Genomic DNA, 24,839 nt, shown 5'->3' with positions numbered 1-24,839 from the left:
CGGAAAGTCGGTCACGCGGCGGCGCTGGTGTCGCGGACCTCAATAGTGGCATTCAAAGCGTGTCAAGCGGCGCGCACTGCGTGGAGGAACTTGCCGACCTCGAGCTTGAGCCGGTTGCTGTCGCCGGACAGCGACTGTGCCGCTGACAGCACCTGCGAGGAGGCGAGGCCAGTCTCGCTGGCGCCGCGCTGCACGTCGGTGATGTTGGAGGAGACCTGCTGCGTGCCCTGGGCGGCCTGCTGCACGTTGCGGGAAATCTCCTGGGTCGCCGCGCCCTGCTCTTCCACCGCGGCAGCAATGGTTGATGAAATCTCGGAAAGTTTCTCGATGGTGCCGCTGATCTCCTTGATCGCGCCGACCGAGTCCTGCGTCGCCGCCTGGATGCCGCTGATTTGCTGGCCGATCTCGCCGGTCGCCTTGGCGGTCTGCTCGGCGAGCGCCTTCACTTCGGAGGCCACCACGGCAAAACCGCGACCGGCCTCGCCGGCGCGGGCCGCCTCGATGGTGGCATTCAAGGCGAGCAGATTGGTCTGACCCGCGATGGTGTTGATCAGTTCGACGACGTCGCCGATGCGGGCAGCCGCCTTCGACAATTCGCTGACGCGTTCGGTCGTGCTGCGGGCCTGGTCGACGGCAGCGCCGGCCATCCTTGCCGATTCCTGCACCTGGCGGCTGATCTCGTTGACGGAGGATGCCATTTCCTCGGTGGCTGAGGCCACCGACTGCACATTGGTGGAGGCTTCCTCGGAGGCCGCGGCGACCGTCGTGGTCAGTTCCCGCGCGCGATCGGCGGTGGCCGTCAGCGTGCCGGCCGAAGCTTCAAGCTGGGTCGAGGCGGAGGATACGGTCTCGACGATCTCGCCGATCATGGATTCGAAGTCGCGGGTGATGCCGTCCACCCGGCGGCCGCGCTCGATCTTGGCTTCCGCGTCCAGGGAGGCCGCCTCATCCGCGGCCTTCTTCGCGATCAAAGCCTCCTTGAACACCTGCAACACATCCGCCATGGAGCCGATCTCGGTTTTCTCGCCCTGATGCGGAACCTGCGCGGTGAGATCCCCGTTACCCAGCGCCTGCATCGGCTTGACGATGGAGGCAATGCCGCTCGATACGTCACGAATCAGATAGATGCCAACGGAGATGCCGACAATGACGGCAACGCCGAGGATGACGGCGAGCAGTGCGAAGGCAAACGTATAGTTGGCGTCCGCATCCCTGGCCGCCTTGTCGGCGCCCGCATTATTGAGGTCGATATCCTTCTTCAGGACCTCGTCCGCCTGGAGGCCCAGCTTGTTGACTGTCTTGGTATTCAGTTCATGCGCCTCATGGGGAGCCTTGCCGGCTTCCTTGCGGGACAGCGCCATTACTTCCTGGGTGCCCTTCTTGTATTCGTCCCAGATTTTCGACCATTCAGCGTAAAGCGCGCGTTCCTCGGGCGAGGTGATCATCGGCTCGTAACTCTGCCGGATTCTCGTGTTGCTCTCCACCACGGTCGCCAGGGTTTTCTCTGCCGCTTCCTTTTCCTCAAGCGTCTCCGACAGCATGTGCTCGCGGATCACGTTGCGATAGGTAATGACGCCGGCGCGCAAATCGCCGAGCACGCGGACACTCGGCAGCCAGCTCGTATTGATGTCCACGGTGCTGGCGTTGAGTGACCTCATGTTCTTGACCGCCAGCAGGCCCATGCCTGTCATCGCAATCAGCAGGAAAGCGACGACGGCCGTGATTTTTGCACGGATGGAGTATTTGGCGAACATCAGCGGGGATCTTTCGGTTTGGAGCGCGTTGGGCCGTCAAATCAGCAATAATGCTAATCGGTATCAAAACCGTTGCTTGCTGCATTTAAGTTAACTTTGCTCAGTAGGACTACGGAAAGACGATGCGCAAACCGAGCAATGTCGTCGCTCAGCGCATCAGGGCGAGCGCGTCGGAGAAAAATTCCGGGCCACCGAAATTGCCTGATTTCAGTGCAAGCAACATCGCGCCGTCCTTCGAGCCGACAGCGCGCAGAACCGGCACGCCCGCGGCGATTTCCGCGCCCACCAGGAATCCGGGAATACCCAGGCGGTCCACCACCGCGCCCGAGGTTTCGCCGCCGGCGACCACCAGCCGCCGCACCCCTGATTGCACCAAACCTTCGGCGATATCCGCCATCGCCTGCTCGATGGCATGCCCGGCTGCATCGCGGCCATGACGAGCCTGCAGAGCTGCCACCTGATCCGGCGTCGAACTGGAGGCGATCAGGATCGGACCGTCCTTGAGCCGCTCCCTCGCCCAGGCCAGCGCGCGCCGCGCTTCATCCCTGCCGGCGACCACCTGATCGGGATCGAGATGCAGCACCGGCATCATGGCCTCGGCGCTTGCGATCTGTTGCAGCGTGGCCTGCGAACAACTGCCGGCAAGGCAGGCCGCCGGTCCGCCGACGGGCGCCTCCGAAGCAGCATTCGCCGCATTCGGCTTGATCCGGCTCGAGGCAACCAGCGCGCGGGCGAGGCCGAGCCCGAGGCCGGAGGCGCCGACGGAAACGCGATGATCCAGCGCGACCTTACCGATCGTCTCGAGGTCGCGTTCGAACACCGCATCCGCGATCGCCGCCCCGAAACCTTTACTCGCGTGATCAGCGAGATGGGCGCGCACGGCATCCGGGCCGCGCGCGATGTCGGCGAGAGCGACCAGCCCGACCCTGGCCCGGCTCTGGCGCGCCAAGACCCGCACCAGGTTGGAATCATGCATCGGGTTGAGCGGATGATCCTTCAACGGGCTCTCGTTCAGCGGCACCGAGCCGACGAACAGATTGCCCATATAGACGGTGCGGCCGGTTTCCGGGAACGCCGGCGTCACCAGCACGATGCCGTCACCGGAATCGGCGCGCAGCGCGTCCATCACCGGGCCGATGTTGCCGGCGTCCGTGGAATCGAAGGTCGAGCAGATCTTGAACAGCACGTGACTGGCGCCGCGCCCGCGCAGCCATTTTTCCGCCGATCGCGAGCGCGACACCGCAAGCCCTGCTTCGATCGACCGGCTCTTCAGCGATACCACCACCGCATCGACCTCAGGCAGCGCCAGATCGTCCGAGGGCACGCCGATGGTCTGCACCGTGCGCAGGCCGCAGCGCGTCAGCGTATTGGCGAGATCGGAGGCGCCGGTGTAGTCGTCGGCGATGCAGCCAAGAGACAATTCGATGGCCGGCGTCACGGCTTTACTCCGGCATAGGGCCTGAACCAGCCGAGGCCGTCGGTGGTCTTGGCCCGAGGATTGTATTCGCAGCCGACAAAACCGCCATAGCCGAGCCGGTCGAGCTCAGTGAACAGGAACGGGTAGTTCAGCTCCTCGCCATCCGGCTCGTTGCGCGAGGGAATGCTGGCGATCTGGACGTGACCGATGATCGGCATCATCTCGCGCAGCCGCATGGTGACGTCGCCATGGATGATCTGGCAGTGATAGATGTCGAACTGAAGTTTCAGGTTCGGGATTTTCAGTTCTTTGATCAGGTCGCGCGCAAAGGAAAAATCGTTGAGGAAGTAGCCGGGCACGTTGCGCGAATTGATCGGCTCGATCACGACGTCGAGACCGTGGGGAGCGAAGAATTCCGCCGCCCATGTCACCGATTTGTAAAACGCTTCTACCGCCTTCGCGTTGCTGCGGTCGGCGATGCCCGCCATCAGATGCACGCGCTTGACGCCGGTCGCCTGCGCATAGGGCAGCGCGGTGGAGAGGCTCGCCTTCAGATCGGCAAAACGATCCGGCAGCGCCGCGAATCCCTTTTCGCCGGCCTCCCAATTGCCCGGCGGCAGGTTGAACAGCGCCTGCGTCAGGCCGTTGCGGCGCAGCCGCTCGCCGATGGCTTCCGGCGGATGATCATAGGGAAACAGGAATTCCACGGCGGTAAAGCCGGCCCTGGCGGCGGCGTCGAAGCGATCGAGGAACGGCACCTCGTTGAACATCATGGTGAGATTGGCGGCGAAACGGGGCATCGATGGTCCTCTTGCTGGTTCGCTTCTATTTCGGCTCGCGCTATTTAGGCTCACCTGGCAGATGCGTGCCGGTGACGCGCGCATACATCCGCGCCACCGAGGCATCGTCGTCGCGGCCCATGCCGGAGGCTGCCGTCATCAAAAACATCTGCAACGCCGCCGCCGCGACCGGCACCGGGAATTTCGCCGTGCGCGCCATGTCCTGGATGATGCCGAGATCCTTGACGAAGATCTCCACCGCGCTGCGCGGGGTGTAATCGCCGTCGAGGACATGCGGCATGCGGTTCTCGAACATCCAGGAATTGCCGGCGGACGCCGTGATCACCTCATAGACCTTGCGGATATCGAGGCCCTGTTTGGCGGCAAACGCGATCGCCTCGGAGGCAGCCGCGATATGCACGCCAGCCAGCAACTGGTTGATCATCTTGAATGCCGCGCCCTGCCCTGCGGCATCGCCGAGTTCGTAGAGTTTTGCCGCCATCGCATCCAGCGCGGGCCGCGCCTTGGCGAAGGCCGCGGGACTGCCGGAGGCGAGAATGGTGAGTTCGCCCTGCGCCGCGCGTTGCGCGCCGCCGGAGATCGGCGCATCCAGATAATGCCGGCCGGTCGCTTCCAGTTGTTTCGCCAGCCGCCGCGCCACATCGGGATCCATGGTCGCGGAGGAGACGAACACGGCATCTTTTGTCAGTGTTTCGGCGACGCCGTTGGCACCGAACAGAATGGTTTCGGTCTGGGCGGCATTGACAACCACGCTGACGACAATGCCGGCGCCCCTGGCGGCCTCCGCCGGCGTCCGGGCGCCTTTTCCGCCATCGGCCACAAGCCGCGCCACGGCCTCGGCCGAGACATCGCAACCCGTGACATCAAAACCCGCCCGCCTGAGCGAGGTCGCCATGCCGAACCCCATCGAGCCCAGCCCGATCACGGCGATAGGTGGTTTTGCGATGACGGCTTCGGGCATGCAGCACTTCCTTCGGGGTTCCTCGGCGCCGGAATTCGGATACGGCTTTGCCCTCTGGGTATCACGGCTTGGCCGCGCTGCCAAAGCATGAGACAAGGAGGACCGGGGTCTTCTTTGCCCTTCCTTAGTCAACGGGCTCTGGAAACAAGACGGCGGGCGGTGCATATTGGGAACGTGAAGACCGCTAGAAGACCATTAAAAGTGGCGCACATTTAAAGCGACTGAAACATGAAGCGAGAAACCTGGCGACGCGTGGAAAACGTACTCGCGGCAGTTGCTTTGTGCTCATTTGCTACGTTCACATTTCTCCAGCTTTGGTTCTGCAACTCCTCCCCAAGATTGATCGATCAGGCTTCTGGCGCGGTTAACCTCGTAGATTGTCACGGCACCCTGATCTACCTGACAAATCCGGAACGGCTCGTGTCCGGTGCCTTGCTCTACGCGAGCGTTGCTCTGATCGGCGTCGCCATTGCAATAGATATCCGGATCAAGCCGTTTGGAATTGAAATGCCGCCGGATTAAAATTTGGCAATTGCGCTGAAATTCAGCACACGAACCGATACATTCGAAAGAATCCGCTGCCGACAACACGATGAGCCGGAATGCTGCCATGACCGAAACCCGGGTACGCGAGGAAATCTGCCGGCTCGGCCGCTCGCTGTTCGAGCGCGGGCTGACGCCGGGCTCGTCGGGCAATATCAGCGTGCGCCTGGACGACGGCGGCTGGCTCGTGACGCCGACCAATGCCTCGCTCGGCTTTCTCGACCCGGCGCGGTTGTCGCGGCTGGATGCCGCAGGCAAGCTCACTTCCGGCGATGCCCCGACCAAGGAAGTGCCGCTGCACACGGCGCTGTACCAGACCCGCAGCTCGGCGCGCGCGGTGGTGCATCTGCATTCGACACATTCGGTGGCACTCTCGATGCTGCCCGAAATCGATCCGCGCGCCGCGCTGCCGCCGATGACGGCCTATTACCTGATGAAATGCGGGCAGACGGCGCTGGTGCCGTATTATCGGCCCGGCGACCCGGCGGTCGCCGACGCCATCAAGGGGCTCGCCGGAAAATACTCGTCCGTGCTGCTCGCCAATCACGGCCCGGTGGTCGCGGGCGACACGCTGGAAGCCGCGGTGTTCGCCACCGAGGAACTGGAGGAAACCGCAAAACTCTATCTGCTGCTGCGCGGGCTCAACCCGCGTTATTTGACGCCGGGGCAGATCGCGGATTTGTCGAAGACGCTCGGGCTGACGCTGCCGGAGCATGGCCACGATTGATTGAAGCAGTCATTCCGGGGCGATGCGTAGCATCGAACCCGGAATCTCGAGATTCCCCGATGCGCAATTGCGCATCTGAGGTCTGGTGCCAGCGCACCATCCCGGAATGACGACGAAACACGCTACGCTATCCCACCCTGCGGACTGTAGGGAAAACAATGACCGAACCGGTGCGTCCGATCATACACGAAGTCGAAGCGGCTGCCCGCGCCCTCTTCAAGGCAGGACAGTTTCGTCACTGGTGGCCAGAATTTACGAAAACATATGACGAGCTTGCTTCGACCGACCCAATCGGCAAGAGCGAGTTTGACGGGATTGTTGAACAGGTTCTAATCGCAGCATCCGAGGCGAGATCAAACAGGAAGGTGTGACCGTCACAATCCCAGATACGCCTTCCTTACGTCGGGATTGCCCTTGATGTCACCGGCCGTGCCCTGCATCAGTACGCGGCCGGTTTGCAGGATGTAGGCGCGGTCGGCGATGTCGAGGCATTCGGCCATGCGCTGTTCGACAATCAGCACGGTCAGGCCGGTATCGCGGATGCGTTTCACCGCCTGGAAAATCTCGTCGACCAGTTTCGGCATGATGCCCTGCGACGGCTCGTCGAGCATCAACAGCCGCGGCCGCGTCATCAGCGCGCGCCCGATCGCCAGCATCTGCTGCTCGCCGCCGGAAAGCGTTTCGGCGCGCTGCTCCAGGCGTTCCGACAGCCGCGGGAACAGCTCGAACACGAGGCCCAGCGGCTCGTCGCGATCAGCCTCGCCGCGGTAGAGGTAGCTGCCGAGCCGCAAATTGTCGCGCACCGACAGGCGCGGAAACAGCCGGCGGTTCTCCGGCACATAGGCGATGCCGCCGGCGGTGATCACATGCTGCGGCTTGCCGTCGATCCGGGCGCCGTCAAACGTCACGGTGCCGGAGCGCGGACGTTCGGCGCCGGCGATGGATTTTAGCAAGGTCGACTTGCCGGCGCCGTTGGCACCGGCGACCAGCACGATCTCGCCCCTGGCGACTTCGATCGAGACGGCCGAGATCGCGACCAGCCCCTGATAGGCGGTGGTGATTTCATGCACCGACAGCATGACGATCCCCAAGATAGGCCGAGATGACTTTCGGATCGCGAACGATATCGGCCGGCTTGCCCTCGATCAGCACCTTGCCGAGATCAAGCACGATGGCGCGGTCGACCAGCGGCATCACGATCTCCATGACGTGTTCGACCATCAGCACCGTAACGCCGGTCGAGCGCACCCGTCGCACCAGTTCGACGCCGGTCTGCGCCTCGATCGGCGTCAGCCCGGTGAGCACTTCGTCGAGCAGCAGCAGTTTCGGTTCGGTCGCGAGCGCCCGCGCGACCTCGAGCCTGCGTTTTTCCGAAGGGATCAGTTCGCTGGCGAGCACGTCGGCGCGGCCGGCGAGGCCGCAAAAATCCAGCACCGCATGCGCCTTGCGGCGCGCCTCGCGCATGACGGTGTTGCGCACCAGCGCGCCGACGATGACGTTGTCGATGACCGTCATGGTCTCGAAACTCTTCACCACCTGGAAGGTGCGCGCGATGCCGCGCTGGCAGCGCTCCGCCGCCGGCAGGCTGGTGACGTCCTCGCCGTTAAACCAAATCGTTCCCTGCGTCGGCGGCAGCACGCCCGCGATCAGATTGAACAACGTCGACTTGCCGGCGCCGTTGGGGCCAATCAATCCGACGATCTCGCCGCGGCCGACCGAAATCGAGATGTCGCTGTTGGCGATCAGGCCGGAGAAGCGTTGCCAGACGCCTTTGGTTTCGAGCAAGGGCGTCATCGCACCGTTCCCTTGCGCCGCCGAGAGAACAGCCCGACCAGCCCTTCCGGGCGCGCCAGTGAGATCAGCACGATCAGCGTGCCGTAGACGATCAGATCGACGCCGCGGCCGGAGCCGCCGATGAAGGAGCGTGTCAGTTCAGTCAGCGGAATGAGAATGATCGCCCCCAGCACCGGCCCCCACAACGTGCCGATGCCCCCCAGCACCGCCGGCAGCGCCATCAGCAGCGAGAACTGGAAACCCATCACGCTCTCGGGATCAATATAGGACACGAACTGCGCATAGAAACTGCCGCCGACCGCGGTGAGGAAGGCGGAGACCGCCGCCGCCCCCATCTTGGAATTGAACACGACCACGCCGAGACTTTCGGCGGCGTCCGGATTGTCCTTCACCGCGCGCCACCAATAGCCCCATTTGGAATCCTCCAGCCACCAGGTCACGAGCCAGGCGACGCAGGCGAGCCCGAGCGCGAAATAGAAATAAGGCAGCTTGCTGCGCGTGAACTGGAACTTGAGCCAGCTGTCGCCGCGCACGGGAATATCGATGCCGAGCGCCGCACCGGCCCAATTCCAGTTCTGGAACAACAGCAGCGCGATCTCGGCAATGACGATGGTGGCAATGACGAAATAATGGCCGCGCAGGCGGAAGCAGGGATAGCCCAGCGCCATCGCGATGACGGCCGAGATCAGGCCGCCGCCGAGCATGCCGAACCAGGGCAGCACGCCGAATTTGGTGAACAGCAACGCGGTGGTGTAGGCGCCGAGCCCGAAATACAGCGCGTGGCCGAGCGAAATCTGCCCGCAATAGCCGGACAGGATATTCCAGCTCTGCGACAGCGCCGCGTACATCAGCGTCAGCACCATGATGTTCTGGACGTAGACGTCCTTGACGAACAGCGGCACCAAAGCGGCGAGCACGGCAAACACGGCGGCGACGATCAGGTCGCGGCGGCGGCGCTGGGCAAAGCTGGTGTCCATCAGATCGACCCGAACAGGCCGCGCGGCCGGATGAACACCACCAGCAGATAAACCGCATAGATCCCGACCGACTTCAGCGACGGCGGCAGGATCAGGGCGGTGGAGGCTTCGACGAGACCGACGATGATGCCGCCGGCAAACGCGCCGAACACGCTGCCGAAGCCGCCCAGGGCCACCGTGACATAGGCGATCAGCGCGAACGACGCGCCGACATCGGGATAGACATAGAAGAACATCGCCATGATCGCGCCGGCAAGCCCCACCAGCGCGGCACCCAGCCCCCAGCCCAGCGCGAACACCCGGTTCTTGTCGATGCCGACCAGTGCCACCGCGCCGGCATCCTCGCGGGTCGCTTCCAGCGCACGGCCGAAATCGGTGCGGTTGATGAAGAAGTACAGCGCGCCGAAGGCCGCGATCGACACCAGCGCGCCGGCCAGTTGCGGCACCGGCAGGAAGATGCCCGATATCGAGACGGTTTTGCCCCCGAGCCATGAATGGGTGATGCTGCGATAATCCGGCGTGAAGAAGAACTGCGCCAGCCCGCGCATCACGATGGCAAGCCCGAAGGTCGAGAAGATCTGCACCATGCCGGCATTGGCCTTGGCCCGCACCGCAAACCGCACGATCAGGAGGTAGACCACCGCGCCGAACACGAACAGCGCCGCCGCCACCAGCGGCGCCGCCAGCAAGGGGTCGATCGCAAAGAACGCGAACAGGAAGAACGTCGCGTACATCGCGATCATCAGGAATTCGCCGTGCGCGAAGTTCACGACGTCCATCAGGCCGAAGATCAGCGCCAGCCCCGCGGCGATCAGGCCGTAGAGCAGGCCCATCAACAGGCCTGAGGCGAGAGACTGGATGATGGTTTCGGCGGTCACAGGCGTGCCCCCATGCCAGAGGCGTTAAGGCAAAACCCCGTCATTGCGAGCGAAGCGAAGCAATCCATCGCGCCGCGAAAAGAAAGAATGGATTGCTTCGTCGCTGCGCTCCTCGCAATGACGGAATGGGCAAGACTCCAGATGATGGTTTCGGCGGTCACGTCCCCTGCCCCGTCCTGCCGATTACTTCATCGGCCAGACAGCTTCGGCGACGGCGGCTTGCGGCGGGAAGATGGTGACGAACTTGCCGCCGATATATTGCAGCAGCACCGGGTCGGCGTCGTTGTTCTGCCCCATCTCGTCGAACTTGACGCGCTTCCACGGCATGATGGTCTGTTCGCCCGGCATGTCGGTGGCCACCAGCGCCTCGCGGATCTTGTCGCCGTCGGTGGACTTGGCGCGATTGATCGCGTCCGCCATCACGACCAGGCCCATGAACTGGCGCGACGAGAAGTCGTTGAGGTCCTTGCCCGACTTCTCCTTGAACATGGCGTTGATCTTGCCGACCATCGGCCGCTTGGCGGCGAGATCGAGCGAGAAGCTGCCGCGCGAGATCACGCCTTCGAGCTTGTCGCCGACCGCGTCATACAGCGCCTTTTCGGAGAAGCCCGCGTCCTGTGCTACGATGGCGTTCGGCTTGTAACCGAGCTCGGCCATGGTCTTCACCAGCAGGATGCCGTCGGTGGTGTAGCTCGAGGGCATCAGCACATTGGCATTGGCCGCCTTGAGCTGCTGCACTTCCGCCGACAAGGACGGCGAATTGGCGCGGTACTTGATGTCGGCCAGCACCTTGTAGCCGCGGTCGTTCGCGAGCTTGAGCTGCGCATTGCCGGAATCGGTGCCGAAGATGGTGTCCTCGTGGAACAGCGACAGCGTCTCGATCTTGGTGCCCTTCTTCTTCATGGAATCGAAGAAGTCGAACATCGCGCCCGAGAACATCTCGTCATGCGGCGCGGCGCGGAAATAGAATTTCAGGCCGCGGCGATGCAGGCTCGGCGAGGAATTGTCCGCCGAGATGAACGGGATCTGGTAGCGCTCGCAGATCTGGCTGACGGTGACGGCGACCGCGCTCTGATAGGTGCCGATGATGGCGCAGACCTTCTCCTGCGTGATCAGGCGCTCGGCTTCGGCGCGGCCCTTCTGCGGATCGGCCTGGTGGTCGGCGAACACGAGACGGACCTTGGCACCGCCGAGACCCGGCAATCCCTCGCCGCGCGCCAGCGGCAGATCGAAATCGTAGCTCTTGTTGATGACCTCGGCCGCCGTCTCGAATGCCTTCTGCGCATCAACCCCGATCTGCGCGCTGGCGCCCGAGAAAGGATAGATGACGCCGATCACCACTTCGGAGCTCTGCGCGCGGGACGCGATCGGCAGCAATGCCGCGGCGGCAGTGGCTCCAAGCAACACATTTCGGCGGGTGACGGTCATGACGAAATCCTCTTTTGTCGGCAGCTATCGATGAAACGATTGAAGATGACGGTAAAGCCTCAAAGAACGGCACGGGCTGCCCATTAAAGCACAGCCAAATCTTTGTTACGGAGGTCCGTCACCAGCATCAACCCGGGAGCGTGCGTAATCGCAAATGGCAGCTTCGCCGCTGCTATGACCGCCTGCGGGGTGACGCCGCATGCCCAGAATACCGGGATCTCGTCGGCTTCGACCGGCACCGCGTCGCCGTAGTCGGGCTTTGCAATATCCTCGATCCCGATCGAATGGGGATGGCCGAGATGAACCGGCGCGCCATGCACGGCGGGAAAGCGCGAGGTGATCTGCACCGCGCGGATCGCATCCGCAGGCTTGAACGGGCGCATCGACACCACCATCGGCCCCGCGAACGGCCCCGACGGGTGGCATGCGATATTGGTGCGGTACATCGGCACGCGCACCTTGCGCTCGATGTGACGGATCGGCAGGTCGTCCGCCATCAGCGCTTCCTCGAACGAAAACGAACAGCCGAGCACGACCGCCACCAGATCATCGCGCCAATGCGCCATGATGTCGGTCGGCTCTTCCGCCACTTCGCCGTCGTGCCAGACGCGGTAGCGCGGCAGGTCGGTGCGGATGTCGAGGTCGATCCCGAGCGAGGGAATGCGGGGGTCGCCGACATCGGACATGCCGATGATAGGACATGGCTTCGGATTGAGCTGGCAGAACCGGTGAAACGACGCCGCGAGCTTTTCCGGCAGGATCGCCAGATTGCCCTGCACGAAACCGTTGGCGATCCCGGCCGTGGTGGTGGCCATACCGGCGCGGCAGGCATGCCGTGCCGCCACGCTCGGCGGCAGGTCAGCCGCAGGGGGCTCGGGCGTCCGTTCCGTTCTGGCCAAGCTGGTCATCATTGATCCCGCTTCAATTTGCTCGACAGGGAGTGGCGCATACGGATAGCATAATGTCTAATCGTCGTTTTTAATCAAGATCGATAAATATAATTTATTGATCTGTGGACTTTGGATGCATGACTGATTTCAAGGCAATCGAGACCTTCATGTGGGTGGTGACGCTCGGCAGCTTTCGCGGCGCGGCCCAGAAGCTCAACACCACCCAGCCCGCGATCTCGCAGCGGATCGCGCAGCTCGAGCGCGAGGTCGGCGTGAGGCTGCTGCAGCGCGACCGGCGCATGGTGCTGCCGACGCCGAGCGGACGGCAGATGACGGTCTACGCCGAGAAGCTGATCGGGCTGCGCTCGGAGATGCTGGCGGTGGTAGGCGACCGCACGGCGATGCACGGCGTGCTGCGGCTCGGCGTCGCCGAAACCATCGTGCACACCTGGCTGTCTCAACTGGTCAAAAGCGTCAACCACGCCTATCCCAATCTCTCGCTCGAAATCGAGGTCGACATCACCTCGAATTTGCGCACAAGGCTGCTGGCGCAGGAAATCGAGCTCGCCTTCCTGCTCGGTCCGCTGACGGCGCCGACCGTCAGCAACCGGGTGTTGTGCGACTATCCCGTCGGCTTCCTCGCCAGTCCTTCGCTCGGCCTCGGCCAGCGCAGGCTGTCGGTGCAGGATCTCGCGAAATTCCCGATCATCACCTTTCCGCGCAAGACGCAGCCCTACGAGATCGTGCGCTCGCTGTTCAACCGCCCCGGCCTGCCGCCGATGCGCCTGCATGCCTCGGCCTCGCTCGCAACCGTCATTCACATGGCGATCGAAGGCCTCGGCATCGCGGTGATTCCGACCGCGATCGTCGAGAACGAAATGGCCGACGGCCGGCTGCAATTGCTGTCGACCGATCTGCAGATTCCGGCGCTGACGTTTTCCGCAAGCTGGCTGGCCTCGCCCGACACCGTCGCGGTCGAGCGCGTCGCCGAACTCGCCGCCAAGCTGGCGCAGGGCAGCGTTGTCATTGACGCGCCGCCGCCGGCGCGGCATTGAAAATAGCTCTCGCGCGCATTGTCTGGCTTTTCGGAACCACCCATGACCAAAATCGCCTCCAACCTGCAAATCGATTCCGCCCGGCTGTGGGACACGATCCATGAAACCGCGAAATTCGGCGCGACGCCGAAAGGCGGGGTGCGGCGGCTGACGCTCGGCCCCGAGGACAAGCAGGTGCGCGACTGGTTCCGCAGGGCATGCGAGACCGCCGGTCTGCAAGTGCATGTCGACGCGCTGGGTTCGATGTTCGCGCTTCGCAAGGGCCGCGACATGACAAAACTTGCCGTGGGCCTCGGCTCCCATCTCGACACCCAGCCGACCGGCGGCAAGTTCGACGGCGTGCTCGGCACGCTGGCCGCCCTCGAAGTGGTCCGCACGCTCAACGATGCCGGCATCGAGACCGACGCGCCGCTCTGCATCGTCAACTGGACCAACGAAGAAGGCTCGCGCTTTGCGCCGGCGATGATGGCGTCGGCCGCCTATGTCGGCGACTTCACCACCGACGATATATTGTCGCGCAAGGACGCCGATGGCGTCACGGTGGCGGAGGCGCTGGACAGCATCGGCTATCGCGGCGAAACATCGGTCGGCACCCAGAAATTCGCAAGCTTCGTCGAGCTGCACATCGAACAGGGGCCGATTCTCGAAGCGGAGAGCAAGACCATCGGCGTGGTCGATTCCGGCCAGGGCGTGCTGTGGTACGACGGCAGGATCACCGGCTTCGAAAGCCATGCCGGCTCGACGCCGATGCCGCTGCGCCGCGACGCGCTCGCGACCTTGTCGGAGATCGTGCTGGCAATGGAGAGCATCGCCGGAAAGCACGGCCCGAAAGCGGTCGGCACCATCGGCGAGGCCGTGATCGCCAATCCCTCGCGCAACGTCATTCCCGGCGAAATCGCCTTCACCGTCGATTGCCGCAGCGCCGACGCCGGAATCATGGACGCGCTGGACAGGGATCTGCGCGCCGCGGCCGCCGAAATCGCCGCGAGGCGCAAAGTGGAGGTCGAGCTCGATCTGGTCTGGCGCAAGCCGCCGACGCATTTCGATCCAAAATTGGTCGACGCGGTGGAGAACGCCGCCAAGGCGCTCGGCTATTCCAACCGACGCATCACCTCGGGCGCGGGCCACGATTCCTGCAACCTGAACACGAAAATTCCGGCGGCGATGGTGTTCGTGCCCTGCAAGGACGGCATCAGCCACAACGAACTCGAGGACGCGACCCAGGCCGATTGCACCGCCGGCGCCAACGTCCTGATGCACACCGTGCTGGCGCTTGCCGGCGTCGCGTCTTAACCAACTATTGGAGAATACAGTGCGCGGAGTTTTCGTCGATGCCAACGGCTCGCTGGCGGATATTTTCGAGCGCCAGAACAAGGCCGGCGATCCGCCGGTGCGCGTCAACCGCGACGCCGATATCAAAGCCGAGCAGATGCCCGGCCTGCTCGATGGCGCCGAGATCGTCATCATCGATCACACGCCGCTGCCGACGGATGTCGCGCGGCGCTGCACCGGGCTGAAGCACGTCGTCTTTCTCGGCACCGGTGCGCGCAGCTACATGAATCCGGAAGAGCTCGGCGAGCTCGGCATCGAGGTTCATCTGATCAAGGGCTATGGCGATACGGCGGTGGCCGAATGCACCATCGCGCTGATGTGGGCGGCGGCACGCGGCATCGCGCAGATGGACCGCGAGATGCGCGCCGGCAACTGGCTGCGCGAGGACGGCATGCAGCTGACCGGCAAGACGCTCGGCCTGATCGGCTTTGGCGGCATCGCCGCCGAGGTCGCCCGCATCGCGCTCGGCAGCGGCATGAAGGTCATGGCCTGGAACCGCTCGCCGAAGAACTTTGCCGGCGTCGAATTCGTCGCGCTGGAGAAGCTTTTGGCCGAAAGCGACGTCGTCTCGCTGCATCTGTTGCTGAACGACGAAACCCGCGGTTTGGTCACCGCAAAGCATATCGCCGCGATGAAACCCGGCGTCATCCTCGTCAACACCGCACGCGCGGCCATGGTCGACGAAGCCGCCATGATCGCAGCGCTGAAATCGGGCCACATCCGCCATGCCGGATTGGACGTCTTCAACACCGAGCCGCTGCCGGCCGATCACCCGCTGACCAAGCTGCCCAACGTAACGCTGTCGGCGCATTCGGCGTTCCGCACGCCGGAGGCGAGCGAGAACCTGATTGCTGCGGCGTGGCAGCATTGCCGCAGGATCGCGAAGGCGTGAAGCAAACTCCACCGTCATCCTGAGGTGCGCGCTCTTGCGCGCCTCGAAGGATGGCCGCAATCACCGTTGGTAGTCATCCTTCGAGGCTCGCCAAAAGGCTCGCACCTCCAGCGATAACGGCAAAGCCGTTACGCGGGGATGACGGAGACATCCCCTACTCCACCATCTCCGCGACCGCCTTGCCGCAGACGGCGGTGTCGGCGTTGCCGCCGAGATCCTTGGTGCGCAGCGTGCGTTCGCCGAGGGTGCGCTCGATCGCGGCGACGATCGAGGCCGCCGCGCTCTTCTCGCCGAGATGTTCGAGCATCATCGCACCCGACCAGATCATGCCGATGGGATTGGCGATGCCCTGCCCTGCGATGTCCGGCGCCGAGCCGTGCACCGGCTCGAACACGGACGGAAAGTTGCCTTCCGGATTGATATTGCCCGACGGGGCGATACCGATGGTGCCGGTGCAGGCCGGCCCGAGATCGGAGAGGATGTCGCCGAACAGATTCGAGCCGACCACGACATCGAACCAGTCCGGATGCAGGACGAAATTCGCGGTGAGGATGTCGATGTGATACTTGTCCCACTTTACGCCGGGGTATTTTTTGGCCATCGCCTCCACGCGCTCGTCCCAATAGGGCATGGTGATGGAAATGCCGTTGGATTTGGTCGCCGAGGTCAAATGCTTCGTCGGCCGCGACTGCGCCAGGTCGAAGGCGAATTTCAGGATGCGGTCGACGCCGATGCGGGTCATCACCGTCTGCTGGGTCACGAATTCGCGGTCGGTATCGGGGAACATTCGCCCGCCGACGGAAGAATACTCGCCTTCGGTATTCTCGCGCACCACCCAGAAATCGATATCGCCGGGCTTGCGGTTGGCGAGCGGCGACGGCACCCCCGGCATCAGCCGCACCGGGCGCAGGTTCACGTATTGGTCGAATTCGCGGCGGAATTTGATCAGCGATCCCCACAAGGAAATGTGATCGGGAATTTTCGCGGGCCAGCCGACCGCGCCGAAATAGATCGCGTCATGCTTGCCAATTTTCGCCTTCCAGTCCTCCGGCATCATCTCGCCGTGCTTTTCGTAATAATCCCAGGAGGCGAAATCGAAATGGTCGAAATGCAGGCTGACGCCGTGCTTCTTGGCGGCCTGCTCCAGCACCCGCAGACCCTCCGGCACCACTTCCTTGCCGATGCCATCGCCGGGAATGACCGCGATCCGATATTGCTTTTTCTGGTTGCTCATCGAGAATTCCTTAAGCCTTGGCGTGCCGGGGATGTCCTATGTTGGATCGGATTGCAATGGACCAAACCACGCCCGGGTGCAACGCTGCAGTGCAATGTTGACCGCCTCGGCGGCGCCGGCCTAACTGTTTCATCCCATCCCGAAATCCCCTCAGACGTATCCCAACCAAGCGAGCAGTCCCATGGATCTCCATTTGCGCGGCAAACGCGTGCTGATAACCGGCGCATCGAAGGGCATCGGCGCCGCCGCCGCCGAGGCCTTTGCCGAAGAAGGTGCTCACGTCATGCTCGCGGCCCGCAGCGGCGATCAACTGAAGGCACTCGCCGATCGGCTGCGCTCGGCCCATCAGATCGACGCCACGACGCAAATCGTCGACCTCCGGAACCCTGCGGATCTCGCCAGGCTCGCCAAGGACGCCGCCGACATCGACATCCTCGTCAACAATGCCGGCGATATTCCCGGCGGCTCGATCGACAAGATCGACGAGGAGACCTGGCGTCACGCCTGGAACCTCAAGGTGTTCGGCTATATCAACCTGACCCGCGCCATCTATGCGCAGATGAAGGCGCGCGGGGGCGGCGTGATCGTCAACGACATCGGCGCCGCCGGCGAAAAATTCGACGCCAATTACATCTGCGGCAGCGCCGGCAATGCCGCGATCATGGCGTTCACGCGCGCGCTCGGCGGCAAGAGCCTCGCCGACAATATCCGCGTGGTCGGCATCAATCCCGGCCCGGTCGGCACCGACCGCCACGTCACGCTGCTGAAGACCCGCGCAAAACACCAGTTCGGTGACGAGAACCGCTACAAGGAATTCCAGAAGGGCATGCCGCTCGGCCGCCCGGCGCACGCCCGCGAAATCGGCGACCTGATGGCGTTCCTCGCCTCCGACCGATCGGGGTATACCTCGGGCGTGATCTACACCGTCGACGGCGGTATCAGCGCGGGGTGGGGGTAGCGCGTTGCTCTGTCACCGTCATTGCGAGGAGCGTTAGCGACGAAGCAATCCACACTTCCCTTGTGGCAAGATGGATTGCTTCGCTTCGCTCGCAATGACGGAGTTGGTCAACCCGCCGTTCGCTCGAACAACTGCCGGATCAGCGTCGTGATCCGTCCGGCCGGCGAGAGCAGTTCTTCCAAAATGGTAAAATGGTTGGCGCCGGGGATTTCTTCGTACGTCACCGGCAGTCCAAACTTCGCGCGATGGCCGGCGAAATCCGCGGTCTGCTTGCGCAGCAGCGGCAGTTCTGCGCTGCCGACCACCAGCGACAACGGTTTTGGCGGACCGCCGGCCTGCATCATCGGCGAGTTGCGGCGCGACATCGCTTCGTCGAGCCCGAGCTTGACGTTGAGATAGCTGTGCCGGATCAACTCGAGGTCGTAGATGCCCGATATCGCCATGCCCGCCCGGACTTTCGGATGTGACAGCGCCATCGCCGTCAGATGCCCGCCGGCCGACCAGCCGGACGCCACGATCCCGCTGGCGTCGCCGCCGAGCGCGGGCAATTCGCGGCCGAGAAAATCGATTCCGGCATGGATTTCGGCGACGATCTCATCCAGCGTCGCGTCCGGCGCCAGCGTGTAGCCGATCAGCGCGACGTTGATGCCGTGCGCCATCGGCCCCTCGGCAAAGATCGTGAACACCTCCTTGGCGCGCGCCTGCCAATAGCCGCCGTGGATGAACAGCAGTGTCGGCGCGTTCTCGCGGGCTTTAAGAAAATCGATCCGGTTGCGCTCGCGCGGGCCGTAGCGGAGATCGATATGTTCGCCGTAGCGCCTGCGCATCTCGCCGGAGCGCTGCTCGCAGCCGCCGACCATCTCGACGCTTCCCTTCACCGCAACGCCGTTGTTGAGGCCGAGGTCGCGCTCTTCCTGGCTCATGCTGCGCCAGTCCAGCGCAGAGAACAATGTCGACATTCCAAATCTCCAGTGCAGCCAGAACTTCGGCGCGTTTGCCAGTCTGCCGGAAAATGTTCTACAGCACTAGGCGATCCGTTTTCGAAAAGGCGAAGGACCGGGAGACGTAGGTGGCATCCAATCAGGAACTAGTGCGGGCGACGGCATGCGCCATCGTCGACAAACTCAATTCGGGCGAAGTCTCCCCGCTCGATCTGCTCGACGTGCTGGAGAGCCGGATCGCCGAAGTCGACGGTCTGGTGAACGCGTTACCGACGCGCTGCTTCGATCGCGCCCGGAGCCACGCCAAAACCCTGATGAAGCAGCCCAAAGGCGAGCGCGGCCTGCTCGCAGGGCTGCCAATTCCGATCAAGGACCTGACCAGTGTCGCGGGCGTGCTCACGACCCAGGGCTCGCCGATCTACCGGAATCATATCCCCGATCGTTCCGATCTGCTGGTCGAGCATCTCGAAAGCAACGGCGGGGTGGTCTACGCCAAATCCAACACGCCGGAATTCGGCGCCGGCGCCAACACCTTTAACGAAGTGTTCGGCGCGACGCGGAATCCCTGGGATACTTCACGCTCCGCCGCCGGCTCCTCGGGGGGCGCTGCGGTCGCGCTCGCAACGGGCATGGCGTGGCTCGCGCACGGTTCCGACATGGGCGGCTCGCTGCGCAACCCCGCAAGCTTCTGCGGCATCGTCGGCCTGCGCCCGAGCATCGGGCGCGTCGCGCACACGCCCAACTTCAAGATCGACCGCAATCTCGGTGTGCAGGGCCCGATGGCGCGCAATATCGAAGATCTCGCGCTGTTGCTCGACGCCATGAGCGGCGAACACCCAGCCGATCCCTTGTCGCTGCCCGTGCTGCCGACCTCGTTCCTGGCGGAAGCGCGCTCCGGCAAGCGCCCAAAACGCATTGCCTATTCGCCCGACCTCGGCATCACCCCGGTCGATCCCGAGGTTGCCGCCATCACCCGCAAGGCGGCTTTGCGCTTCGCCGAAGCCGGCGCCATCGTCGAGGAAGCCCATCCGGACCTGCGCGAGGCCCATGAATGCTTCCATGTGCTGCGCGCGTTCGACTTTGCGATCAGCAAGGCTGAGCTGTTGCGCTCCAAGCGCGACCTGCTCAAGCCCGAGGTGATCTGGAATATCGAGGAAGGCCTGAAGCTGACGGTCGAGCAGATCGCGCGCGCCGAAGCGCAGCGCATCGCGATGACCGTCCGTACGCTTGAATTCTTCAAGACCTACGATCTGCTGCTGGCGCCGGCGACCATCGTTGCGCCGTTTCCGGTCGAGAACCGCTATGTCGCGGAATGCGCGGGCCAGAAATTCGACAATTACGTCGAATGGCTGGGCATCGTCTACGCCATCACGCTGGTGTGCTGCCCGGCGCTGTCCTTGCCGTGCGGTTTTACGGCGTCGGGCCTGCCGGTCGGACTCCAGATGGTGGCGGCCCCCCGCGGCGAGGCGCAGCTTCTCGCCGGCGCCAAGCTGCTGGAGGATATTCTGGGCGTGCGCGGCACCACGCCGATCGATCCAAGGCCGCCGAAGTAGGATCCCCCCTCATGGTGAGGAGCACGGCAGCGCCGTGCGTCTCGAACCATGAGGTGCCGCCGGTGGCCTCATCCTTCGAGACGCGGCCAACGGGTCCGCGCAAAGCGCGGCCCGATGATAAACTCCGACGCCGCTTCTCAGGATGAGGAAAGTACAGCCTGCATAGCGAGGATTCGGACGCTGCGGCGCCGCTTCACGCGCCATCACTCGCCTGCTTGATCGCGACCGACAGCGACAGTTTCGTCTCCGCCACGATATCCTCGACCAGTTCCTCCCGGGTCATGTCAGCGAGCTGCCCGGTGAGCAGCCCCTGCTCGGCCAGCATTACCACCCCATGCAGCGCGGCCCAGATTTTCAGGGCGTGCCGCTCGCGCAACAAGCCGACTGCAGGCGCCTCGAGCGCCTCCAGCACCAGCGCAAACGTCTCCATCGCCGCGTTATGGAGTTCGCTGCCTTTCGCGGCACAGGCCATGGTCCGCGACGCGAACATCAGGCGGTAGATTCCGTTGCGGCGAAGGCCGAAGGCCAGCGTCGCCTGCGCGAAGCGCGACAGTTTTGAGCGTCTGGAAGGCTTTCCGATCGAGGCACGCAGCGTTGCGCTGAATTGCCGGAAGGCCTCCGCCGTCACCGCTGCAAGCAGGGCCTCTCGGTCGGCAAAATGCCGGTACGGCGCCGGCTGCGAGACACCCAGTCTTTTCGCCAGGGCCTTGATGCTGATGGCTTCAGGTCCGCCCTGCTCGGCTTCCTGGAGCGCGGCCTGAACCAGGGCATCCCTGAGATCCCCATGGTGGTAGGCGTGGAGCGACTTGCGCACGAGTTGAGTCATCTAAAGTAACAATCCATCACTTTCCGCTTGACGCGTCGGCGCGACGCTAATGTAATATGCTATAACTTAAGGGCGCAGCCAAGATGCCTGCCCCATCTCCGTCAAGGATGGGAAACATACTACACGCCGCGAAGCGCGCGTGACCAAGGGAAACGATCGCCATGTCGGGAAAACTTAAAATCCACGTCGACCAGGAAAAGTGTCAGGGGCATGCCCGCTGCAAGTCGCTGGCGTCCGAACTGTTCAACCTCGACGAATTCGGCAATGCCCACGAAGTCGGCGACGGTAGCGTGCCGGCGGGGCTCGAGGACAAGGCCTGGCTCGCGAAGACCAATTGTCCGGAACTCGCGATCGAAGTCACCGAAGAGTGAACGCTCGTGAGTCAGTCCCGCCGATTTGAATCCGCCGACCGATTTCCAGCGCCGTCATAGATCAAGCGAACGAACCAGAGGATCTGCCCCGATGTCCGATGCCACCAGCACGTTGCCCGAACATCCCCCTGTCAAAGATTGGGTGCACGATTTCGACCATACCGACCCGCGCTGGACCGAGAATCCGTTTCCGATCTGGGACGAATTGCGCTCCGCATCGCCGCTGGTTCACACGGACCGTTTCCTCGGCTGCTACCTGCCGACCACCTACGAGGCGGTCCGGGAAATCGCCCACGACACCGAACATTTCTCCTCGCGCCGCGTGATCGTGCGCGACGTCCGACCGGAAACCACGGGCGTGGCGCCGCCGATCACCTCCGACCCGCCGGAACACAAGCCGGCGAAGCAGCTATTGCTGCCGCCATTCACGCCCGACGCCATGAAGAGACTGGAGCCGAGGGTTCGCGCCATCTGCAACGAGCTGATCGACGAATTCATCGCCGATGGCCAATGCGACGCCGCGGCGCGCTACACCAAGCACGTTCCGGTTCGCGCCATCGCCCACATGCTCGGCATCCCCGAGAAGGACTCTGACCTCTTCATCAAATGGATCCACGAAATCCTCGAACTCGGCATCAAGGATAATGACACCCTGATGCGCGCGGTCCAGGAGATGGCCGGCTATTTCGCCGGCCATATCGAATACCGCAAGATGCACAAGACCGACGATCTGATCTCGACGCTGATGAACGCGAAGGACAAGAATGGCCAGCCGCTGTCCGACGGCCACGTGCTGGGCTCGCTGCGGCTGCTTTTGATCGCCGGCATCGACACCACCTGGAGCGCGATCGGCGCCTCGCTGTGGCACCTGGCGAAGACGCCTGCCGATCGCGAGCGGCTGGTCGCGGAGCCCGAATTGATGCCGACCGCGGTCGAGGAGTTGCTGCGCGCCTATTCGCCGGTCACCATGGCGCGCGAAGTGATGAAGGAAACGACCGTCAGCGGCTGCCCGGTCAAGCCCGGCAACATGGTGCTGCTGTCGTTCCCCGCTGCAAACCGGGATCCTGCCGTGTTCCCGGACGCGGACAAGGTCGTGATCGACCGCAAGGAGAACCGCCATGCCGCGTTCGGCCTCGGCATTCACCGCTGCGTCGGTTCCAACCTGGCCCGCATGGAAATGACGGTCGCGCTCGAGGAATGGCTAAAGCGGATTCCGGATTTCCGGCTCGACTCGGCCGGTCAGGTGAAATGGTCGGAAGGCACCGTGCGCGGACCGCGCCAGCTTCCCGTGCTTTTTGGAAAGAACGGCTGAAGCCTTCGCCTCCCGCCAGCATTGCGTTCATGGTAGCGTTGGCGACGCCGGCGTTTGCCGGCGTTGACGCATACGCACAAGACATGACCGAACAAAACGATCCGCCCCCGGACAGCAAGCTGACCCGCAGCAAGGAACGGTGGGCGCGCGAGGGACGTTTCCTCACCGGCAAGACCGCGCGCGCCGACGAGCAGCGCCTGCCGCCAGGACAGCATTTGACCAAAGACTGGCCCATCCTTGACCTCGGGCTGACGCCGCAGATTTCGCGCGAACGCTGGCGGCTCGACGTCTACGGCGCGGTCGAGCATCCGATCTTCTGGGATTTTACGGAGTTCACAGCCCAGCAACAGACAAATTTCGTCTCCGACATCCATTGCGTCACCACCTGGTCGCGCTACGACAACCAGTGGGAGGGGCTTTCGACCCGCGACCTTCTCAATGCCTGCCGGCCGCGCGACGAGGCGCGTTACGTCGTGCTGCATTCTCATGACGGCTACACCACCAACCTCGCGCTGGAAGATTTCGCCGCCGAGGACGCCCTGCTCGCGCATAGCTGGTCCGGCGTGCCGCTGCACTGGGAGCACGGCGGCCCCGTTCGGCTGGTGGTGCCGCATCTTTATTTCTGGAAAAGCGCGAAATGGCTGCAGAGCATCGAATTCCTTGCCGAGGATGCGCCAGGCTATTGGGAAGTCCGCGGCTATCACAACCGCGGCGATCCGTGGAAAGAAGAGCGTTATTCCGGCGGTTGACTTTGCCAGAGTTCGACGACACCTCTCCCATCGGGAGAGGTGTGACGCGCATCCTCATGGAGACTTCACATGCCGACCGAACGTTTCCAATTCACCGGCGAAGGCGGCCTTCAGCTCGCGGCGTCGCTTGATATGCCCGAGCGGGAGCCGCTGGCTTATGCGCTGTTCGCGCATTGTTTCACCTGCGGCAAGGACGTGCTGGCGGCGCGGCGCATCGCGGCAGCCCTGGCGGCAAAAGGCATCGCGGTGCTGCGCTTCGACTTCACGGGTCTCGGCTCCAGCGAAGGCGATTTTGCCAATTCCACTTTCTCCTCGAACGTCGCCGATCTCGTGCACGCCGCCGACCATCTGCGCGAGACGCGCAAAGCGCCGTCCCTCCTGATCGGTCACAGCCTCGGCGGCGCCGCCATTCTCGCCGCGGCGGCGCAAATTCCCGAGGCCAGGGCCGTCGTCACCATCGCAGCGCCCTCCGATCCCGCCCATGTCACCGGGCTGTTCAAGGATCGCATCGAGGACATCCGCAAGCAAGGCAAGGTCGAGGTTTCGCTCGCGGGCCGACCGTTCCACATCACGCGCGAATTCCTCGACGACATCGCCGAGCACGGCCTGATGATGCATGTGACGAACCTGCACAAGGCGCTTCTGATCATGCATTCGCCCGTCGACGACACCGTCGGCATCGACAACGCCACGCGGATATTCGTCGCCGCCAAACATCCCAAGAGCTTTGTTTCGCTGGCGGATGCCGATCATCTTCTCGGCGGCAAGCGCGACGCCGCTTATGTCGCCGATGTCATCGCCGCCTGGGCTACACGCTATATCGAGCCCGCCGTCGCGGAGCCGGCTTCCGATCCCGGCGAGGCGCCGCGCACGGTCGTGGTGCGCGAAACCAGGGCCAGCAAATTCCAGCAGACCGTTTCGATCGGGCCGCATCGGATGCTGGCGGACGAGCCCGCTGCCGCCGGCGGCGAGGACTCCGGCCCCGGGCCATATGATTTCGTGCTCGCGGGCCTTGGCGCCTGCACCTCGATGACCATGCGCCTCTATGCCGATCGCAAGTCGCTGCCGCTGGAGCGGACCACGGTGACACTCAAGCACAGCAAGATCCATGCGCAGGATTGCGCCGAATGCGAAACCAGGGAGGGGATGCTCGACCAGATTGATCTCGTGATCGGCATGGAGGGCAATCTCGACGCCGAGCAGCGCAAGCGGCTATTGGAGATCGCCGACAAATGCCCGGTGCACCGCACCCTCACCTCCGAGATCCGCATCGTTACCCGCGCCGCCGATTGACGGGCGACCGGGCGGGCGTATCATCTTCGCTGTGCGAAGCGTTCTTCCGTGGCTACATGGTTCGAGACGCGCGGCATTGCCGCGCTCCTCACCATGAGGATTTAATACCAGCCTTCGGAAGGTCTGACTCTTTTTTGAAAAGCTGGCGCCGGCG

25 protein-coding genes are annotated in these 24,839 nt (G+C 63.6%); 12 read left to right on the top strand and 13 right to left on the bottom strand.

The annotated features are described in order from the left end of the window. Nucleotides 1-62: 62 nt before the first annotated feature. The 4 genes from B5525_RS21950 to ltnD form a co-directional block, all read right to left on the bottom strand. Nucleotides 63-1,754 (bottom strand): methyl-accepting chemotaxis protein, encoded by a 1,692-nt coding sequence (locus B5525_RS21950; protein ID WP_079567872.1) that lies wholly within the window; start codon nt 1,752-1,754, stop codon nt 63-65. A gap of 148 nt (nt 1,755-1,902) precedes the next feature. Continuing rightward, nucleotides 1,903-3,180, bottom strand: a complete 1,278-nt coding sequence (gene otnK / locus B5525_RS21945) for a 3-oxo-tetronate kinase (protein WP_154073863.1) — start codon at nt 3,178-3,180, stop codon at nt 1,903-1,905. A gap of 8 nt (nt 3,181-3,188) precedes the next feature. Continuing rightward, nucleotides 3,189-3,971 (bottom strand): 2-oxo-tetronate isomerase, encoded by a 783-nt coding sequence (gene otnI / locus B5525_RS21940; protein WP_079567870.1) that lies wholly within the window; start codon nt 3,969-3,971, stop codon nt 3,189-3,191. Nucleotides 3,972-4,011: 40 nt separating this feature from the next. After that, nucleotides 4,012-4,932: an L-threonate dehydrogenase gene (ltnD, locus tag B5525_RS21935; RefSeq protein WP_079567869.1), complete on the bottom strand. Its 921-nt coding sequence runs from the start codon at nt 4,930-4,932 to the stop codon at nt 4,012-4,014. Between the two features lie 228 nt (nt 4,933-5,160). On the opposite strand from ltnD, the gene B5525_RS44185 reads away from it, so the two are divergent. The 3 genes from B5525_RS44185 to B5525_RS21920 all read left to right on the top strand — a co-directional run bounded on the left by B5525_RS44185 (nt 5,161) and on the right by B5525_RS21920 (nt 6,573). Continuing rightward, nucleotides 5,161-5,454, top strand: a complete 294-nt coding sequence (locus B5525_RS44185) for a hypothetical protein (protein ID WP_154073357.1) — start codon at nt 5,161-5,163, stop codon at nt 5,452-5,454. A gap of 88 nt (nt 5,455-5,542) precedes the next feature. Continuing rightward, nucleotides 5,543-6,202: an aldolase gene (locus tag B5525_RS21925; RefSeq protein WP_079573648.1), complete on the top strand. Its 660-nt coding sequence runs from the start codon at nt 5,543-5,545 to the stop codon at nt 6,200-6,202. A gap of 158 nt (nt 6,203-6,360) precedes the next feature. Beyond that, complete coding sequence (locus B5525_RS21920) at nt 6,361-6,573, top strand: hypothetical protein (protein ID WP_079567867.1); 213 nt, start codon at nt 6,361-6,363, stop codon at nt 6,571-6,573. A 3-nt stretch (nt 6,574-6,576) separates the two neighbouring features. On the opposite strand, the gene B5525_RS21915 is transcribed toward B5525_RS21920, so the two are convergent. The 6 genes from B5525_RS21915 to B5525_RS21890 all read right to left on the bottom strand — a co-directional run bounded on the left by B5525_RS21915 (nt 6,577) and on the right by B5525_RS21890 (nt 12,094). Beyond that, nucleotides 6,577-7,281, bottom strand: a complete 705-nt coding sequence (locus tag B5525_RS21915) for an ABC transporter ATP-binding protein (protein ID WP_079567866.1) — start codon at nt 7,279-7,281, stop codon at nt 6,577-6,579. Further along, a complete protein-coding gene (locus B5525_RS21910; RefSeq protein ID WP_079567865.1) occupies nt 7,265-7,996 on the bottom strand; it encodes an ABC transporter ATP-binding protein in 732 nt (243 codons plus the stop codon). Before B5525_RS21910 ends, B5525_RS21915 begins: the two co-directional genes overlap by 17 nt. After that, nucleotides 7,993-8,973, bottom strand: coding sequence for a branched-chain amino acid ABC transporter permease (locus B5525_RS21905; RefSeq protein ID WP_079567864.1), 981 nt, complete (start codon nt 8,971-8,973; stop codon nt 7,993-7,995). Before B5525_RS21905 ends, B5525_RS21910 begins: the two co-directional genes overlap by 4 nt. Further along, entirely contained in the window at nt 8,973-9,806 is an 834-nt protein-coding gene (locus tag B5525_RS21900; protein ID WP_244568066.1) for a branched-chain amino acid ABC transporter permease, read from the bottom strand. Before B5525_RS21900 ends, B5525_RS21905 begins: the two co-directional genes overlap by 1 nt. Nucleotides 9,807-10,034: 228 nt before the next feature. Further along, nucleotides 10,035-11,279 (bottom strand): ABC transporter substrate-binding protein, encoded by a 1,245-nt coding sequence (locus B5525_RS21895; protein ID WP_079567862.1) that lies wholly within the window; start codon nt 11,277-11,279, stop codon nt 10,035-10,037. 83 nt (nt 11,280-11,362) lie between these two features. Beyond that, a complete protein-coding gene (locus B5525_RS21890; RefSeq protein ID WP_425305320.1) occupies nt 11,363-12,094 on the bottom strand; it encodes a putative hydro-lyase in 732 nt (243 codons plus the stop codon). Nucleotides 12,095-12,306: 212 nt separating this feature from the next. On the opposite strand from B5525_RS21890, the gene B5525_RS21885 reads away from it, so the two are divergent. Genes B5525_RS21885 through B5525_RS21875 form a run of 3 tightly spaced genes read left to right on the top strand, consistent with a single transcriptional unit; the run spans nt 12,307 to nt 15,448 of the window. Next, nucleotides 12,307-13,224: a LysR family transcriptional regulator gene (locus B5525_RS21885; protein WP_079567861.1), complete on the top strand. Its 918-nt coding sequence runs from the start codon at nt 12,307-12,309 to the stop codon at nt 13,222-13,224. Between the two features lie 42 nt (nt 13,225-13,266). Next, nucleotides 13,267-14,517: a Zn-dependent hydrolase gene (locus tag B5525_RS21880; protein WP_079567860.1), complete on the top strand. Its 1,251-nt coding sequence runs from the start codon at nt 13,267-13,269 to the stop codon at nt 14,515-14,517. Nucleotides 14,518-14,536: 19 nt separating this feature from the next. Then, nucleotides 14,537-15,448, top strand: a complete 912-nt coding sequence (locus tag B5525_RS21875; protein ID WP_079567859.1) for an NAD(P)-dependent oxidoreductase — start codon at nt 14,537-14,539, stop codon at nt 15,446-15,448. Between the two features lie 154 nt (nt 15,449-15,602). Here the strand turns inward: B5525_RS21875 and B5525_RS21870 are convergent, their stop codons facing one another. Beyond that, nucleotides 15,603-16,682: a tartrate dehydrogenase gene (locus B5525_RS21870; protein WP_079567858.1), complete on the bottom strand. Its 1,080-nt coding sequence runs from the start codon at nt 16,680-16,682 to the stop codon at nt 15,603-15,605. Between the two features lie 181 nt (nt 16,683-16,863). Between B5525_RS21870 and B5525_RS21865 the strand changes: the two genes are divergently transcribed. After that, entirely contained in the window at nt 16,864-17,640 is a 777-nt protein-coding gene (locus tag B5525_RS21865; RefSeq protein WP_079567857.1) for an SDR family oxidoreductase, read from the top strand. Nucleotides 17,641-17,747: 107 nt separating this feature from the next. On the opposite strand, the gene B5525_RS21860 is transcribed toward B5525_RS21865, so the two are convergent. Next, nucleotides 17,748-18,599, bottom strand: coding sequence for an alpha/beta hydrolase (locus B5525_RS21860; protein WP_079567856.1), 852 nt, complete (start codon nt 18,597-18,599; stop codon nt 17,748-17,750). A gap of 110 nt (nt 18,600-18,709) precedes the next feature. Here B5525_RS21860 and B5525_RS21855 point away from each other — a divergent pair, with 110 nt between their 5' ends. Continuing rightward, on the top strand, nt 18,710-20,134 hold the full coding sequence (locus B5525_RS21855) for an amidase (protein ID WP_079567855.1): 1,425 nt from the start codon (nt 18,710-18,712) through the stop codon (nt 20,132-20,134). Between the two features lie 193 nt (nt 20,135-20,327). On the opposite strand, the gene B5525_RS21850 is transcribed toward B5525_RS21855, so the two are convergent. After that, nucleotides 20,328-20,960, bottom strand: coding sequence for a TetR/AcrR family transcriptional regulator (locus B5525_RS21850; protein WP_079567854.1), 633 nt, complete (start codon nt 20,958-20,960; stop codon nt 20,328-20,330). Nucleotides 20,961-21,121: 161 nt separating this feature from the next. On the opposite strand from B5525_RS21850, the gene B5525_RS21845 reads away from it, so the two are divergent. The 4 genes from B5525_RS21845 to B5525_RS21830 all read left to right on the top strand — a co-directional run bounded on the left by B5525_RS21845 (nt 21,122) and on the right by B5525_RS21830 (nt 24,685). Then, entirely contained in the window at nt 21,122-21,331 is a 210-nt protein-coding gene (locus tag B5525_RS21845) for a ferredoxin (RefSeq protein ID WP_079567853.1), read from the top strand. 91 nt (nt 21,332-21,422) lie between these two features. Continuing rightward, entirely contained in the window at nt 21,423-22,643 is a 1,221-nt protein-coding gene (locus B5525_RS21840) for a cytochrome P450 (protein ID WP_079567852.1), read from the top strand. Between the two features lie 83 nt (nt 22,644-22,726). Continuing rightward, a complete protein-coding gene (locus tag B5525_RS21835; RefSeq protein WP_079573644.1) occupies nt 22,727-23,392 on the top strand; it encodes a sulfite oxidase-like oxidoreductase in 666 nt (221 codons plus the stop codon). A gap of 69 nt (nt 23,393-23,461) precedes the next feature. Further along, the gene (locus B5525_RS21830; RefSeq protein WP_079567851.1) at nt 23,462-24,685 is read left to right on the top strand and encodes a bifunctional alpha/beta hydrolase/OsmC family protein; all 1,224 of its coding nucleotides are present in this window, start codon (nt 23,462-23,464) and stop codon (nt 24,683-24,685) included. Nucleotides 24,686-24,839 lie beyond the last annotated feature (154 nt).

It is taken from the genome of Bradyrhizobium erythrophlei (genome assembly GCF_900129505.1).
Lineage (GTDB): Bacteria > Pseudomonadota > Alphaproteobacteria > Rhizobiales > Xanthobacteraceae > Bradyrhizobium > Bradyrhizobium erythrophlei_D.
This window is presented reverse-complemented; position numbering and strand designations above follow the sequence as displayed.

Excerpts from the sequence above, each read along its gene's own strand:
- B5525_RS21950 (WP_079567872.1), bottom strand. The coding sequence starts at position 1,754 with ATGTTCGCCAAATACTCCATCCGTGCAAAAATCACGGCCGTCGTCGCT.
- otnI (WP_079567870.1), bottom strand. The coding sequence starts at position 3,971 with ATGCCCCGTTTCGCCGCCAATCTCACCATGATGTTCAACGAGGTGCCG.
- ltnD (WP_079567869.1), bottom strand. The coding sequence starts at position 4,932 with ATGCCCGAAGCCGTCATCGCAAAACCACCTATCGCCGTGATCGGGCTG.
- B5525_RS44185 (WP_154073357.1), top strand. The coding sequence starts at position 5,161 with ATGAAGCGAGAAACCTGGCGACGCGTGGAAAACGTACTCGCGGCAGTT.
- B5525_RS21925 (WP_079573648.1), top strand. The coding sequence starts at position 5,543 with ATGACCGAAACCCGGGTACGCGAGGAAATCTGCCGGCTCGGCCGCTCG.
- B5525_RS21920 (WP_079567867.1), top strand. The coding sequence starts at position 6,361 with ATGACCGAACCGGTGCGTCCGATCATACACGAAGTCGAAGCGGCTGCC.
- B5525_RS21915 (WP_079567866.1), bottom strand. The coding sequence starts at position 7,281 with ATGCTGTCGGTGCATGAAATCACCACCGCCTATCAGGGGCTGGTCGCG.
- B5525_RS21910 (WP_079567865.1), bottom strand. The coding sequence starts at position 7,996 with ATGACGCCCTTGCTCGAAACCAAAGGCGTCTGGCAACGCTTCTCCGGC.
- B5525_RS21905 (WP_079567864.1), bottom strand. The coding sequence starts at position 8,973 with ATGGACACCAGCTTTGCCCAGCGCCGCCGCCGCGACCTGATCGTCGCC.
- B5525_RS21900 (WP_244568066.1), bottom strand. The coding sequence starts at position 9,806 with ATGGGCCTGCTCTACGGCCTGATCGCCGCGGGGCTGGCGCTGATCTTC.
- B5525_RS21895 (WP_079567862.1), bottom strand. The coding sequence starts at position 11,279 with ATGACCGTCACCCGCCGAAATGTGTTGCTTGGAGCCACTGCCGCCGCG.
- B5525_RS21890 (WP_425305320.1), bottom strand. The coding sequence starts at position 12,094 with ATGGCCACCACCACGGCCGGGATCGCCAACGGTTTCGTGCAGGGCAAT.
- B5525_RS21885 (WP_079567861.1), top strand. The coding sequence starts at position 12,307 with ATGACTGATTTCAAGGCAATCGAGACCTTCATGTGGGTGGTGACGCTC.
- B5525_RS21880 (WP_079567860.1), top strand. The coding sequence starts at position 13,267 with ATGACCAAAATCGCCTCCAACCTGCAAATCGATTCCGCCCGGCTGTGG.
- B5525_RS21870 (WP_079567858.1), bottom strand. The coding sequence starts at position 16,682 with ATGAGCAACCAGAAAAAGCAATATCGGATCGCGGTCATTCCCGGCGAT.
- B5525_RS21865 (WP_079567857.1), top strand. The coding sequence starts at position 16,864 with ATGGATCTCCATTTGCGCGGCAAACGCGTGCTGATAACCGGCGCATCG.
- B5525_RS21860 (WP_079567856.1), bottom strand. The coding sequence starts at position 18,599 with ATGTCGACATTGTTCTCTGCGCTGGACTGGCGCAGCATGAGCCAGGAA.
- B5525_RS21850 (WP_079567854.1), bottom strand. The coding sequence starts at position 20,960 with ATGACTCAACTCGTGCGCAAGTCGCTCCACGCCTACCACCATGGGGAT.
- B5525_RS21845 (WP_079567853.1), top strand. The coding sequence starts at position 21,122 with ATGTCGGGAAAACTTAAAATCCACGTCGACCAGGAAAAGTGTCAGGGG.
- B5525_RS21840 (WP_079567852.1), top strand. The coding sequence starts at position 21,423 with ATGTCCGATGCCACCAGCACGTTGCCCGAACATCCCCCTGTCAAAGAT.
- B5525_RS21835 (WP_079573644.1), top strand. The coding sequence starts at position 22,727 with ATGACCGAACAAAACGATCCGCCCCCGGACAGCAAGCTGACCCGCAGC.
- B5525_RS21830 (WP_079567851.1), top strand. The coding sequence starts at position 23,462 with ATGCCGACCGAACGTTTCCAATTCACCGGCGAAGGCGGCCTTCAGCTC.